Origin of the sequence: Pseudomonas muyukensis (genome assembly GCF_019139535.1) — a bacterium.
Taxonomy (GTDB): domain Bacteria; phylum Pseudomonadota; class Gammaproteobacteria; order Pseudomonadales; family Pseudomonadaceae; genus Aquipseudomonas; species Aquipseudomonas muyukensis.
Window position 1 is genome coordinate 5131460 of record NZ_CP077073.1, and the last position, 12399, is coordinate 5143858.

At 63.3% G+C, this 12399-nt stretch carries 15 protein-coding genes; 5 read left to right on the top strand and 10 right to left on the bottom strand.

Annotated features, from left to right (window positions below; genetic code table 11):
• Nucleotides 1-694 precede the first annotated feature (694 nt).
• The 10 genes from hisC to KSS95_RS22810 all read right to left on the bottom strand — a co-directional run bounded on the left by hisC (nucleotide 695) and on the right by KSS95_RS22810 (nucleotide 8617).
• Complete coding sequence (gene hisC / locus KSS95_RS22765) at nucleotides 695-1744, bottom strand: histidinol-phosphate transaminase (protein ID WP_217849895.1); 1050 nt, start codon at nucleotides 1742-1744, stop codon at nucleotides 695-697.
• 2 nt (nucleotides 1745-1746) lie between these two features.
• Nucleotides 1747-3069 carry a histidinol dehydrogenase gene (hisD, locus tag KSS95_RS22770; RefSeq protein WP_217849897.1) on the bottom strand — a complete coding sequence of 441 codons (1323 nt, stop codon included), beginning with the start codon at nucleotides 3067-3069 and terminating at the stop codon, nucleotides 1747-1749.
• 126 nt (nucleotides 3070-3195) lie between these two features.
• Nucleotides 3196-3831: an ATP phosphoribosyltransferase gene (gene hisG / locus KSS95_RS22775; RefSeq protein WP_011532429.1), complete on the bottom strand. Its 636-nt coding sequence runs from the start codon at nucleotides 3829-3831 to the stop codon at nucleotides 3196-3198.
• 85 nt (nucleotides 3832-3916) lie between these two features.
• The gene (murA, locus tag KSS95_RS22780) at nucleotides 3917-5182 is read right to left on the bottom strand and encodes a UDP-N-acetylglucosamine 1-carboxyvinyltransferase (RefSeq protein ID WP_217849899.1); all 1266 of its coding nucleotides are present in this window, start codon (nucleotides 5180-5182) and stop codon (nucleotides 3917-3919) included.
• A 23-nt stretch (nucleotides 5183-5205) separates the two neighbouring features.
• A complete protein-coding gene (locus KSS95_RS22785) occupies nucleotides 5206-5445 on the bottom strand; it encodes a BolA family protein (RefSeq protein ID WP_134693912.1) in 240 nt (79 codons plus the stop codon).
• Nucleotides 5446-5563: 118 nt separating this feature from the next.
• Complete coding sequence (locus KSS95_RS22790; RefSeq protein WP_217849901.1) at nucleotides 5564-5866, bottom strand: STAS domain-containing protein; 303 nt, start codon at nucleotides 5864-5866, stop codon at nucleotides 5564-5566.
• A complete protein-coding gene (locus KSS95_RS22795) occupies nucleotides 5863-6516 on the bottom strand; it encodes an MlaC/ttg2D family ABC transporter substrate-binding protein (protein WP_217849903.1) in 654 nt (217 codons plus the stop codon). The genes KSS95_RS22790 and KSS95_RS22795 overlap by 4 nt, the downstream gene beginning before the upstream one ends.
• 9 nt (nucleotides 6517-6525) lie before the next feature.
• Entirely contained in the window at nucleotides 6526-7011 is a 486-nt protein-coding gene (gene mlaD / locus KSS95_RS22800) for an outer membrane lipid asymmetry maintenance protein MlaD (RefSeq protein ID WP_217849909.1), read from the bottom strand.
• Nucleotides 7011-7808 (bottom strand): lipid asymmetry maintenance ABC transporter permease subunit MlaE, encoded by a 798-nt coding sequence (gene mlaE, locus KSS95_RS22805; RefSeq protein WP_217849910.1) that lies wholly within the window; start codon nucleotides 7806-7808, stop codon nucleotides 7011-7013. Before mlaE ends, mlaD begins: the two co-directional genes overlap by 1 nt.
• The gene (locus KSS95_RS22810; protein WP_217849912.1) at nucleotides 7808-8617 is read right to left on the bottom strand and encodes an ATP-binding cassette domain-containing protein; all 810 of its coding nucleotides are present in this window, start codon (nucleotides 8615-8617) and stop codon (nucleotides 7808-7810) included. Before KSS95_RS22810 ends, mlaE begins: the two co-directional genes overlap by 1 nt.
• A gap of 244 nt (nucleotides 8618-8861) precedes the next feature.
• Here KSS95_RS22810 and KSS95_RS22815 point away from each other — a divergent pair, with 244 nt between their 5' ends.
• Genes KSS95_RS22815 through lptB form a run of 5 tightly spaced genes read left to right on the top strand, consistent with a single transcriptional unit; the run spans nucleotide 8862 to nucleotide 12179 of the window.
• The gene (locus tag KSS95_RS22815) at nucleotides 8862-9836 is read left to right on the top strand and encodes a KpsF/GutQ family sugar-phosphate isomerase (protein WP_217849914.1); all 975 of its coding nucleotides are present in this window, start codon (nucleotides 8862-8864) and stop codon (nucleotides 9834-9836) included.
• Complete coding sequence (locus tag KSS95_RS22820; protein WP_217849916.1) at nucleotides 9837-10361, top strand: KdsC family phosphatase; 525 nt, start codon at nucleotides 9837-9839, stop codon at nucleotides 10359-10361. It begins immediately after the preceding gene.
• Between the two features lie 8 nt (nucleotides 10362-10369).
• Nucleotides 10370-10942, top strand: a complete 573-nt coding sequence (lptC, locus tag KSS95_RS22825) for an LPS export ABC transporter periplasmic protein LptC (protein WP_217849922.1) — start codon at nucleotides 10370-10372, stop codon at nucleotides 10940-10942.
• Complete coding sequence (lptA, locus tag KSS95_RS22830; RefSeq protein ID WP_134693903.1) at nucleotides 10929-11453, top strand: lipopolysaccharide transport periplasmic protein LptA; 525 nt, start codon at nucleotides 10929-10931, stop codon at nucleotides 11451-11453. The genes lptC and lptA overlap by 14 nt, the downstream gene beginning before the upstream one ends.
• A complete protein-coding gene (gene lptB / locus KSS95_RS22835; RefSeq protein ID WP_134693902.1) occupies nucleotides 11454-12179 on the top strand; it encodes an LPS export ABC transporter ATP-binding protein in 726 nt (241 codons plus the stop codon). It abuts the gene before it with no gap.
• The last annotated feature ends 220 nt before the right edge of the window (nucleotides 12180-12399 follow it).

The window sequence follows — 12399 nt, forward strand, 5'->3', positions numbered from 1 at the left end:
CCCCACTACGCAAGAACTCCACTCGGCCTCCTGAAGTCGCAATTGGCGGCGCCTGATCTATCGCGCACTTAGAAGCAAAATCAAGAGCAGATCAAGAGCAGATCAAGAGCAGATATTTTTGGTTTGTTAGTTGGGAATGTGTTGTTTGTTCCGACGCCATCGTGGGGCAAGCCCACTCCCACGCTTGGCCACTTTATCGGCTTGGCGTGGGAGCGGGCCCCGCAATGCGATCCAGAGTTCCCAGTGATTCAACTAGCGACTAGCTGCGCCAGTGCAGGCGCCGCTCCTAACTTCGCGACTTCAGGAGGCCGAACGCAGGTCTTGCGTAGGGAGGTGACGGGCATGGATGCCCGTCAAGCGCTGGGGCCCAGGATGGGCCCTGCAGCGCGGCCCTCCCGGGAGCAAGGCCGGAGTGAGGGAACCCCGGAGCGAAGCGTAGGGGCCGGATGAATGGAGCGAGGATTTTTTGGTGACTTTTTGATCCTTCAAAAAGTTACCCGCCGTAAGGGCGGAAAGGTGACTATGCGTCGACATCACAAATGAATGCGCATACAACTACCAAAACCCACACCAACAACAACAACAACAACAACAACAACAACAACAACAACAACAACAACAACAACAACAACAACAAGGGGCGAATCAGGAGTTATACAGCCACTCCCAACCCGCCCCCGTCAAAACCCCAGAATTAATTCAACGCATCAAGCAACGCCCGATTCATCTCCGGCGTTCCAATGGTAATCCGCAGGAACTGCGCAATCCGCTCCTGCTTGAAGTGCCGCACAATCACCCCTTGCTCCCGCAACCGCGCCGCGATCCCCGCAGCATCCTGCTCGGGATGCCGAGCAAAGATGAAGTTCGCCGCCGAAGGCAACACCTCGAACCCCCGCGCCAGCAACTCGGCCACCAGCCCCTCCCGGCTATCGATGACCTTGCGGCAAGTCTCATCAAAATAAGCCCGGTCCTCGAACGCCACCGCCGCCCCGACAATCGCCATGCGATCCAACGGGTAGGAGTTGAAGCTGTTCTTGATCCGCTCCAACGCCTCGATCAAGTCAGGGTGGCCAACCGCCAAGCCCACCCGCAGCCCCGCCAACGAACGCGACTTGGACAAGGTCTGGGTCACCAGCAGGTTGTCATAGCGATCGACCAGGCTGATAGCCGTCTCACCACCAAAATCGATGTAGGCCTCATCGACCACCACCACCGAATCCCGGTTGGCCTGCAACAACTGCTCGACCGCTTCCAGCGCCAGCAGGCAACCGGTCGGCGCATTGGGGTTGGGGAAAATGATCCCGGCATTGGGCTTGCTGTAGTCCGAAACCCGGATCTGGAACTGCTCATCCAGCGCCACCTGCTCGAAGCCAATGCCATACAGGCCGCAATACACCGGGTAGAAGCTGTAGCTCACGTCCGGGAACAGCAGCGGCCCCCGGTCATGCTGGAACAGGCCATGGAAGATGTGCGCCAGCACCTCGTCCGAGCCATTACCAACGAACACCTGCGCCGGCGTCACGCGGTAATACTCGGCCACCGCCTGCTTGAGCCGATCACCGTTCGGGTCCGGGTACAGCCGCAGGTTGTCGTTCAGCTCGCCACGCATCGCCTCCAGCGCCTTGGGCGACGGGCCATAGGGGTTCTCGTTGGTGTTGAGCTTGACCAAGCGCGCCAACTTGGGCTGCTCGCCCGGCACGTAAGGCACCAGGTCCTTGACGAAGGGGCTCCAGAAACGACTCATGCTCAGTTCCCCTTCTCGTTGAGGATGCGGTATTCGGCGCTGCGCGCGTGGGCGGTCAGCGATTCGCCACGAGCCAGCACCGAAGCGGTGTGGCCCAGCTCGGAGGCGCCCTGCTCGGAGCAGAAGATGATCGACGAACGCTTCTGGAAGTCATACACGCCCAGCGGCGACGAGAACCGCGCAGTACCCGAGGTCGGCAACACGTGGTTGGGGCCGGCGCAGTAGTCGCCCAGCGCCTCGCTGGTGTGGCGGCCCATGAAGATCGCGCCGGCGTGGCGAATCTGCGCCAGCCAGGCCTGTGGATCGGCCACCGACAGCTCCAGGTGCTCAGGCGCGATGCGGTTGGCCACCTCGATGGCCTGCTGCATGTCACGCACCTGGATCAGCGCGCCACGGCCATTGATCGACTTCTCGATGATCTCGGCACGCTCCATGCTCGGCAGCAACTTGTCGATGCTGGCGGCGACACGGTCGAGGAACGCGGCGTCCGGGCTGACCAGGATCGCCTGGGCATCCTCGTCGTGCTCGGCCTGGGAGAACAGGTCCATGGCGATCCAGTCCGGATCGGTCTGGCCGTCGCAGACCACGAGGATTTCCGACGGGCCGGCGATCATGTCGATGCCGACCTGGCCAAACACATGGCGCTTGGCGGTAGCCACGTAGATATTGCCCGGGCCGACGATCTTGTCCACCTGCGGCACGCTCTCGGTGCCGTAGGCCAAGGCGGCGACGGCCTGGGCCCCGCCCACGGTGAAGACCCGGTCGACACCGGCGATGCAGGCGGCCGCCAGCACCAGCTCGTTGACCTCGCCACGCGGGGTCGGCACCACCATCACCACCTCGCCGACACCAGCGACCTTGGCCGGAATGGCGTTCATCAGCACCGACGACGGGTACGACGCCTTGCCGCCCGGCACATACAGCCCGGCGCGGTCCAGTGGGGTGACCTTCTGCCCGAGCACGGTGCCGTCGGCCTCGGTGTACTGCCAGGAGTCCTGCTTCTGCCGCTCATGGTAGATACGCACGCGGTTGGCGGCTTTCTCCAGGGCTTCGCGCTGGGTCGGGGTGATGCGGGTCAGGGCCAGTTCCAGGCGCTCGCGATCGAGGATCAGGTCGTCGATCGACTGGGCCTCAACGCCATCGAAACGCTGGGTGAACTCCACCAGCGCCGCGTCGCCGCGCTCGCGCACGGCCTTGATGATGTCGAGCACGCGCTGGTTGACCGCGTCATCGGACACACTTTCCCAGCTCAGCAGATGATCCAGATGTCGGGCGAAATCCTGGTCAGCGGCGTTGAGACGGGCAATTGCAGTGGACACGGTCATGGCGAGGGCCTCGTTGTTAGCGGATGTTCAGGCGCCCTAAAGCTACCACTCCATCCGCGCGGGCACCTGAGAAAGAAGGCTATGACGCGGATAGACGGGCGCGACAGCAAAGGTCGCGCGCAGTAGTCAGCCGCGGTGTCGCGATTCGACAGCGTTGCGCAGGGTGTCGATCAGGCTCTGGATACGGGCGTGCTGCATCTTCATGGAGGCCTTGTTGACCACCAGGCGCGAGCTGATCGTGGCGATCAGTTCCTGTGGCTCCAGGCCATTGGCGCGCAGGGTGTTGCCGGTGTCGACCACGTCGATGATCTTGTCGGCGAGGTTGATCAACGGGGCCAGCTCCATGGAGCCGTACAACTTGATGATGTCGACCTGGCGGCCCTGCTCGGCGTAGTAGCGCTTGGCTACGTTGACGAACTTGGTGGCCACGCGCAGGCGGCCCTTGGGTTCAGGGGCACCGGTGACGCCGGCGGTCATCAGCTTGCATTGGGCGATCTGCAGGTCCAGGGGCTCGTACAGGCCCTGGCCGCCGTATTCCATCAGCACGTCCTTGCCGGCCACCCCGAGGTCGGCGGCACCATGCTCGACATAGGTCGGCACGTCGGTGGCACGCACGATGAGCAGGCGTACGTCATCCTGCGTGGTGGGGATGATCAGCTTGCGGCTCTTGTCCGGATTCTCGGTCGGGACGATACCGGCTTCGGCCAGCAACGGCAGGGTATCGTCGAGAATGCGGCCCTTGGATAGCGCGATGGTCAACATGGGAACGTCGGTCCTTAAGCAGCTATAGCCAGCCGGGCACAGCCCGGCTGTATAAAATTCGGGGCGCTTCCCTGCGCCGTACAGACTAGCCCGGTACGCGACGGATCTTCGCGCCCAGCATCTGCAGTTTTTCCTCGATGCACTCGTAACCACGGTCGATGTGGTAGATGCGGTCGATCAAGGTGTCGCCTTCGGCGACCAGCGCCGACAGCACCAGGCTGGCGGACGCACGCAGGTCGGTGGCCATCACCGGGGCGCCCTTGAGCTTGCTGACGCCGGTGACGATGGCGGTGTTGCCTTCGACCTGGATCTGCGCGCCCATGCGATGCATCTCGTAGACGTGCATGAAGCGGTTCTCGAAGATGGTCTCGATCACCGCACCAGTGCCCTCACCGATGGCATTGAGCGAGATGAACTGCGCCTGCATGTCGGTGGGGAACGCCGGGTACGGCGCGGTGCGCAGGTTGACAGCCTTCGGCCGCTTGCCGTGCATGTCCAGCTCGATCCAGTCCTCGCCGGTGGTGATGTCGGCGCCAGCTTCCTTGAGCTTCTCAAGGACGGCTTCGAGGATGGTCGGATCGGTGTCCTTGACCTTGACGCGACCACCGGTCACGGCAGCGGCAACCAGGTAGGTGCCGGTCTCGATACGGTCGGGCATGACGCGATAGTTGGCCGAGTGCAGGCGCTCGACGCCATCGATGGTGATGGTGTCGGTGCCAGCGCCCTGGATCTTGCCACCCATGGCGTTGATGAAATTGGCCAGGTCGACCACTTCCGGTTCGCGGGCAGCGTTCTGCAGCACGCTGCGGCCCTTGGCCAGGGCCGCGGCCATCATGATGTTCTCGGTACCGGTAACGCTGACGGTGTCGAAGAAGAAGTGCGCGCCGCGCAGGCCGCCTTCAGGCGCCTTGGCCTTGATGTAGCCACCTTCGACTTCGATCTTCGCACCCATGGCTTCCAGGCCGCGGATGTGCAGGTCGACCGGGCGCGAGCCAATGGCGCAACCGCCGGGCAGGGCCACTTCGGCCTCGCCGAAACGGGCGACCATCGGGCCAAGCACCAGGATCGAGGCGCGCATGGTCTTGACCAGCTCGTATGGCGCGACCAGGGTCTTGATGGTGCGCGGGTCGATTTCCACCGCGAGCTTCTCGTCGATCACAGGCTCGATGCCCATGCGACCGAACAGCTCGATCATGGTGGTGATGTCGTGCAGGTGCGGCAGGTTGCCGACCGTGACCGGGCCATCGGCCAGCAGGGTAGCCGAGAGAATCGGCAGGGCTGCGTTCTTCGCGCCGGAAATGCGGATCTCGCCGTCGAGGCGTGCACCGCCAGTGATAATCAGTTTGTCCATTCGTGTCTCGCCGCCAAGTTGGCTCAGGTGCGCTCAGCCCAGGCTGCGCTGCTGAAGAATTTCATGGTTACCGCGTGGATGCTGCCGTTGGCGATCCATGGATTGAGGTGAGCATAGATCGCCTGCTGACGCTTGACCGGGCTCTGGCCCGCCAGCTCGTCGCTGATCACGTTCAACTGGAAGTTGCAGCCTTCGCCTTCAACTTCGACCCGGGTTCCCGGCATTTTTTCTTCCAGAAAGCTTTTAACTTCTACGGCCTGCATGCTCAACCTCGATCGGCGCCCAACGCGCGCGGGTCGGCCATCATACAAAAAAGCCCCTCGCCTGCGAAGCCCATGCGCGGGCTCGCTGACCGAGGGGCCTCCACCTGGCGCCAGGCCATCAGCCTGCCAGTACTTCGTCGAGGTCGTAGACCTCGGCGATTTCCCGCATGTCGCTGGGCATGCCGCGCAGTTCCCAGGCCTTGCCGGCGGCCTGGGCGTCACGCATGAACGCCAGCAGCAGCGACAGGCCGACACTGCTGGACTTGACCACCGCCGTGCAATCGAGCACCAGGTGCGCCTCGCGGCTGGCGGCGATCAGTGCCTTGCCCTGCTTGCGCAGGGCCGGGCCGCTGCGGTAGTCCAGCACGCCGGCCAGGGCCAGGACCCCCGGCTCGGCCATGCTCACGGCGGCGTCGCTCATTTGACTTCCTTATCCGGCGAACTGTCGGCGGTTTGCTTGGCCTTGGCCACTTCGCCGGCCCAGCCGTCGATGGTCTTGTCCAGGTTGTTGCCGTTGCGCTGCATGGCGTCCTGGAACTGGTCGCGGAACAGCTTGCCGATGTTGATGCCGTTGACGATGACGTTGCGCACTTTCCACTGGCCATCGAGCTTCTGCATGGTGTACTGCACCGGGTAGACCGCGCCGTTGTTACCGGTGATCTTCATGCCGACGCTGGTGCGATCGCCGTCTTCGGCACGCGCCGGGTCGACGGTGATGCCCTGGTTGTCGTATTCCAGCAGGGCGTTGCCGTAGAACTGCATCAGGCTGCGCTTGAAGTTCTCCTGGAAGCGCTGCATCTGCTCAGGCGTGGCCTTGCGCGAATACTTGACGGTCATGATGCTCTTGGAGATGCCATCGGCATCGACCACCGGCCCAAGGTTGCTGTTCAGGGCGCTGTAGAACGCCTCCGGGTTGGCCTTGTACTGCGCCTTGTTGGCTTTCAGGTCGCTGAGCAACTGGCTGGTGGTGCCCTGGATCACATCACGGGCGGATTGCCCCGGCGCCGCCAGGGCCAGCAGGGGGAAGGCCGCCAGCAGGACCAGCAGGCCACGTCGCAGGATCGAAATCATGGAAACTCCTTAGTTAGCCGGTTGAGCTTCTTTGGGTTCCTTGCCCACCGAGTTGAGCAGGAACTTGCCGATCAGATCTTCCAGCACCAGCGCCGACTGGGTGTCGTGGATGGTGCTGCCATCCTTGAGCAACGCGTCTTCGCCGCCCACGCTGATGCCGATGTACTTCTCGCCCAGCAGGCCGGCAGTCAGGATCGAGGCAGTGGAGTCGGTCGGCAGGTTGTCGACGTTCTTGTCCAACTGCAGCGTTACCCGACCGGTATACGAGTCGCGGTCCAGATCGATGGCCGTGACCTTGCCGATGGTCACACCGGCCATGGTCACTTTAGCTCTGACCGTCAAACCGGCGATATTGTCGAAGTAGGCGTAAACTTTGTACGTGTCGCTGCTCGGGCTGGCCGACAGCCCGCTGACACGCAGGGCCAGCAGCAGCAGCGCCAGGATCCCGGCCAGGAGGAACAGGCCGACACCGATTTCCAGGGTGCGGTTTTGCATCAGAAATCTCCAAACATCAAGGCGGTCAGAATAAAGTCCAGACCCAGGACTGCCAGCGAGGCATAGACCACGGTCTTGGTAGTGGCACGGCTGATCCCTTCTGAGGTGGGCTCGCAGTCATACCCCTGGAATACGGCGATCCAGGTCACGACGAAGGCGAACACCAGGCTCTTGATCAAGCCATTGATCACGTCGTCGGCGAAAGAAACGCTGTTCTGCATATTGGCCCAGAACGAGCCTTCGTAGACGCCCAGCCAGTCCACGGCAACCCACGAGCCGCCCCAGATACCGACCACGCTGAAGATCAGCGCCAGCAACGGCAGCGAGATGAAGCCGGCCCACAGGCGCGGGGCAACGATGTACTTGAGCGGGTCGACGCCGATCATCTCGAGGCTGGACAGCTGCTCGGTGGATTTCATGTTGCCGATTTCGGCGGTCAACGCCGAGCCCGCGCGCCCGGCGAACAGCAAGGCGGTGACCACCGGCCCGAGCTCGCGCAGCAGGGTCAGGGCGACCATCTGCCCCACCGCCTGCTCCGAGCCATACTTGGTGAGGATGCTGTAGCCCTGCAGCGCCAGCACCATGCCGATGAACACACCGGACACGACGATGATCGCCAGCGACAGCACGCCGACCGAATACAGCTGCTTGACCAGCAGCTGGAAGCTGCCGCCGATGCCGCCACGGCCGATCAGCGCATGCCCGAGGAACAGGCACGAGCGCCCCAGCACGGCCAGCACGTCGATGGCCGAGCGGCCAAACAGGCGGATACGTTCGAGTAAGGATTTTCTGCGCATCAACGCGTCCCCAGCAGATCGGCGCGGTAGTCAGGCGCAGGGAAATGGAAAGGTACCGGACCGTCCGGGTCACCCTTCATGAACTGGCGGATGCGCGGGTTGTCCGAGCCCATCAGCTCGGCCGGCGTGCCCTGCCCCAGTACCTGGCCGTCGCCCACCACATAGATGTAGTCGGCGATGCTGGCGGTTTCCGCCAGGTCGTGGGAAACCACGATGCTGGTGATGCCCAGGGCGTCGTTGAGCAGCCGGATCAGGCGCACCAGCACCCCCATGGCGATCGGGTCCTGGCCGACGAACGGTTCGTCGTACATGAGGATCTGTGGGTCCAGGGCGATCGCCCGGGCCAGCGCCACGCGGCGTTTCATGCCGCCGGACAGTTCGTCGGGCATCAGGTCGATGGCGCCGCGCAGGCCCACGGCCTGCAGCTTCATGAGCACGATGTCGCGGATCATCTCGTCCGACAGCTGCGTATGCACGCGCAGCGGGAAGGCGACGTTCTCGAAGACATCGAGGTCGGTGAACAGCGCGCCGCTCTGGAACAGCACGCCCATCTGCTTGCGCGCATCGAACAGATCGCCCCGCGACAGCGCGGGCAGGTTCTGGCCATTGACCCAGACTTCGCCGCTGGCCGGGCGCAGCTGCGCGCCCATCAGGCGCAGCAGGGTGGTCTTGCCGCAGCCCGAAGGCCCCATGATGCCAGTGACCTTGCCGCGCGGAATACGAATGTCCACGTTGCTGAAAATGCTGCGCGAACCGCGCTTGAAGGTGACGCCCTTCAACTCGACCGCACAGGCGCTATCCACACTCATCTAGACTCCTTGCTAGTGCAGCCTCGCCTAGTTGACGCCGGCCTTCATCATGAAGGCACACGCGCCCGTGGCAGGCCGAATAGCGGCGAACTATAGCACCGCTGATAGGCCCGCCCCAAGGCCATCGCCTGACTCGTTCAGGGCACAGACAGGGTTGTGCGACAGGCATATGACATTCGATGGATGAGCGTTTCACACATTGCAGCTATAATCGCCGCCTTTTCATCAGGCATTGCGTTTCGACATGACCCAATCCAGCGAGCTGATCCAATCCGCCCAGCGCACCCTGCGCCTCGAACTCGAGGCCGTGGAGGCCCTGCTGGCCCGTATCGACGGCGACTTCGTCAAGGCTTGCGAACTGATCCTGGCCAGCAAGGGCCGGGTCGTGGTGGTTGGCATGGGCAAGTCGGGGCACATCGGCAACAAGATCGCCGCCACCCTGGCCAGCACCGGCACCCCGGCATTCTTCGTGCACCCGGCCGAGGCCAGCCATGGCGACATGGGCATGATCACCCGCGACGATGTCATTCTTGCCCTGTCCAATTCCGGCAGCACCGCCGAAATCGTCACCCTGCTGCCGCTGATCAAGCGCCTCGGCATCCAGATGATCAGCCTGACCGGCAATCCCGATTCGCCCCTGGCCCAGGCCGCCGAGGTCAACCTCGACGCCAGCGTCGCCCAGGAAGCCTGCCCGCTCAACCTGGCGCCCACCTCCTCGACCACCGCGGCGCTGGCACTGGGCGACGCCCTGGCCATCGCCCTGCTCGAGGCCCGCGGCTTCACCGCCGAGGACTTTGCCTTCTCGCACCCCGGGGGGGCCCTGGGCCGTCGCCTGTTGCTGAAGGTCGAAAACGTCATGCACGCCGGCGACGAACTGCCGGTGGTCAAGACCGGCACCCTGCTCAAGGACGCGCTGCTTGAAATGTCTCGCAAAGGTTTAGGCATGACCGTGGTCCTGGGCAATGACGGCAAGCTGGCCGGGGTGTTCACCGACGGCGACCTGCGCCGCAGCCTGGACCGCAACATCGACGTGCACAAGACCCTGATCGACGAGGTCATGACCGTGCACGGCAAGACCGCCCGCGCCGAGATGCTCGCCGCCGAGGCGCTGAAAATCATGGAAGACCACAAGATCAGCGCACTGGTGGTGGTCGATCAGGCGGACCGCCCGACCGGCGCCCTGAACATGCACGACCTGTTGCGCGCCGGAGTGATGTAAATGAACCAGGACCTGATGCAACGTGCCAAGGCCATCAAGCTGGCGGTGTTCGACGTCGACGGCGTGCTCACCGACGGGCGCCTGTACTTCCTCGAGGACGGCAGCGAGTTCAAGACCTTCAACACCCTCGACGGCCATGGCATCAAGATGCTCATGGCCGCGGGCGTGACCACGGCCATCATCAGCGGGCGCAAGACCCCGGTGGTCGAGCGACGGGCGAAGAACCTCGGCATCCCCCACCTGTTCCAGGGCCGCGAGGACAAACTGGTGGTGCTCGACGGCCTGCTCGCCGAACTCAATCTAAGCTATGAGCAGGTCGCCTACCTGGGCGACGACCTGCCCGACCTGCCGGTGATCCGCCGGGTGGGCCTGGGCATGGCCGTGCACAACGCCGCACCGTTCGTGCGCCAGCACGCCCACGGTGTCACGCAGGCCCGCGGCGGCGAAGGCGCCGCCCGCGAGTTCTGCGAACTGATCATGCAGGCCCAGGGTACCCTGGACGCTGCCAACGCCAACTACCTGTAAGGCCACCCATGTTCAGCAAGAAAGTTCGCAATTTTGCGCTGCTTGGCGTGATCGCCGCCGTTCTGGCGGCGGTCGGCTACTGGAACATCAGCCCCGAGAGCTTCCTCGAGCAGCCCGCGGCCCAGGTCGACGAAAGCGCCATCGACTACTACGCCATCAACGCCCACAGCGTGCAGTTCCTGCCCGACGGCAAGCTGCAGTACGAAATGACCGCCGCCAAGGTCGAGCATCTCAAGGCCAGCGAAGTCACCCTGGTGACCACGCCCGACCTGCACATGTACCGTGGCACCGAGTACCCATGGCACGTGCAGAGCAAGCGCGCCGAGGTCAACCCGGATGGCAGCGAGGTGGAACTGATCGATGACGTGCGCGTGGCGCGCACCGACGAGAAGCAACGCGAAACCATCATCACCAGCACACGCATGACTGTGTTCCCGCAGAAGCAATATGCGCAGACCGAGCAAGCCGTTAGAATCGACGGCGCCGGTGGCACGACTACGGGCAAAGGAATGAAAGCGTATTTGAAAGAAGGCAGGATGGACCTGCTCTCTAACGTAAGAGGACAGTATGAGGCTCGTTAAAACCATCCCCCTTCTGCTCAGCCTGGGCGTAGCACTGGGAAGCGCGAGCGCCTTCGCCCTGCCGAACGACCGTGACCAGCCGATCCGCATCCAGGCGGACAACGCCCACCTGGACGACAAGCAAGGCGTGGCCACCTACACCGGCGACGTGATCATCACCCAAGGTTCGATGATGATCAAAGGCAACACCGTGACCATGACCCGCGCCGCCAACGGCGACATCGACGTGGTCACCTCGGTGGGCAACCTGGCCTACTTCGAGCAGCAGCAAAGCGCCGCCAAGGCGGACAAGATGAAAGGCTGGGCGGTGACCATCCAGTACCAGGCGCAAAAGGACACGGTAATCCTGACCGACCGCGCCAAGGTCGAGAACGAAGGCAACACCACCGAAGGCGAGAAGATCGTCTACAACACCAAGTCCCAGGTGGCGACCGCCGGCCGTGGTGGCAACGTGACTGCACCGCGTCAGCGTATCGACATGGTCATTCAACCGAAGAAAAAGGCCGAGTAAATGGCAACCCTCAAAGCCCAGCACCTGGCCAAGAGCTACAAGGGCCGGCAAGTCGTGCGCGACGTCAGCCTGTCGATCGACAGCGGCCAGATCGTCGGCCTGCTCGGCCCCAACGGCGCCGGCAAGACCACCTGCTTCTACATGATCGTCGGCCTGGTCCAGGCCGACCAGGGGCGCGTGCTGATCGACAGCCACGACGTCAGCCACCAGCCCATGCACGGCCGTGCCCAGGCCGGCATCGGCTACCTGCCGCAGGAAGCCTCGATCTTCCGCAAGCTGTCGGTGGCCGACAACATCATGGCAATCCTCGAGACCCGCAAGGACCTCGACCGCGATGGCCGGCGCAAGGAGCTGGAAAGCCTGTTGCAGGAGTTCCACATCAGCCACATCCGCGACAACCTGGGCATGAGCCTGTCCGGTGGTGAACGCCGCCGTGTCGAGATTGCCCGCGCCCTGGCCACCGCGCCCAAGTTCATCCTGCTGGACGAACCCTTCGCCGGTGTCGACCCGATCTCGGTCGGCGACATCAAGCAGATCATCCACCACCTCAAGAACAAGGGCATCGGCGTGCTGATCACCGACCACAACGTTCGCGAGACCCTGGACATCTGCGAAACTGCCTACATCGTCAACGATGGTCAGCTGATCGCCGAAGGCGACGCCGAGACCATCCTGGCCAACCAGTTGGTCAAGGAAGTGTACCTGGGGCACGAGTTCCGGCTCTGACCCGTTCTGCCCGCAGCACTGGCGCACAGGCCTGATCGCGGCTTAAGTTGTTACAGTGCTGCAGTGCCCGGTCTCGAAAACGGGCTGTGTGCTATTGGCGGCGCGCTGCCAGCGCTGCCAAAAGAGAACGTATTTCCGAGACCGAGCACTAGGCAAACGCTGCAATTTCAGGCATATAACTTGCTTAAAATCGGCGCCCAAGCGCCCTACGTGTAGTGGA

Coding starts and splice junctions, on each gene's coding strand:
- KSS95_RS22790 (WP_217849901.1), bottom strand. CDS start 5,866: ATGAGCGACGCCGCCGTGAGCATGGCCGAGCCGGGGGTCCTGGCCCTG.
- hisD (WP_217849897.1), bottom strand. CDS start 3,069: ATGACCGTGTCCACTGCAATTGCCCGTCTCAACGCCGCTGACCAGGAT.
- KSS95_RS22820 (WP_217849916.1), top strand. CDS start 9,837: ATGAACCAGGACCTGATGCAACGTGCCAAGGCCATCAAGCTGGCGGTG.
- murA (WP_217849899.1), bottom strand. CDS start 5,182: ATGGACAAACTGATTATCACTGGCGGTGCACGCCTCGACGGCGAGATC.
- hisC (WP_217849895.1), bottom strand. CDS start 1,744: ATGAGTCGTTTCTGGAGCCCCTTCGTCAAGGACCTGGTGCCTTACGTG.
- KSS95_RS22785 (WP_134693912.1), bottom strand. CDS start 5,445: ATGCAGGCCGTAGAAGTTAAAAGCTTTCTGGAAGAAAAAATGCCGGGA.
- hisG (WP_011532429.1), bottom strand. CDS start 3,831: ATGTTGACCATCGCGCTATCCAAGGGCCGCATTCTCGACGATACCCTG.
- mlaE (WP_217849910.1), bottom strand. CDS start 7,808: ATGCGCAGAAAATCCTTACTCGAACGTATCCGCCTGTTTGGCCGCTCG.
- lptB (WP_134693902.1), top strand. CDS start 11,454: ATGGCAACCCTCAAAGCCCAGCACCTGGCCAAGAGCTACAAGGGCCGG.
- lptA (WP_134693903.1), top strand. CDS start 10,929: ATGAGGCTCGTTAAAACCATCCCCCTTCTGCTCAGCCTGGGCGTAGCA.
- mlaD (WP_217849909.1), bottom strand. CDS start 7,011: ATGCAAAACCGCACCCTGGAAATCGGTGTCGGCCTGTTCCTCCTGGCC.
- lptC (WP_217849922.1), top strand. CDS start 10,370: ATGTTCAGCAAGAAAGTTCGCAATTTTGCGCTGCTTGGCGTGATCGCC.
- KSS95_RS22815 (WP_217849914.1), top strand. CDS start 8,862: ATGACCCAATCCAGCGAGCTGATCCAATCCGCCCAGCGCACCCTGCGC.
- KSS95_RS22810 (WP_217849912.1), bottom strand. CDS start 8,617: ATGAGTGTGGATAGCGCCTGTGCGGTCGAGTTGAAGGGCGTCACCTTC.
- KSS95_RS22795 (WP_217849903.1), bottom strand. CDS start 6,516: ATGATTTCGATCCTGCGACGTGGCCTGCTGGTCCTGCTGGCGGCCTTC.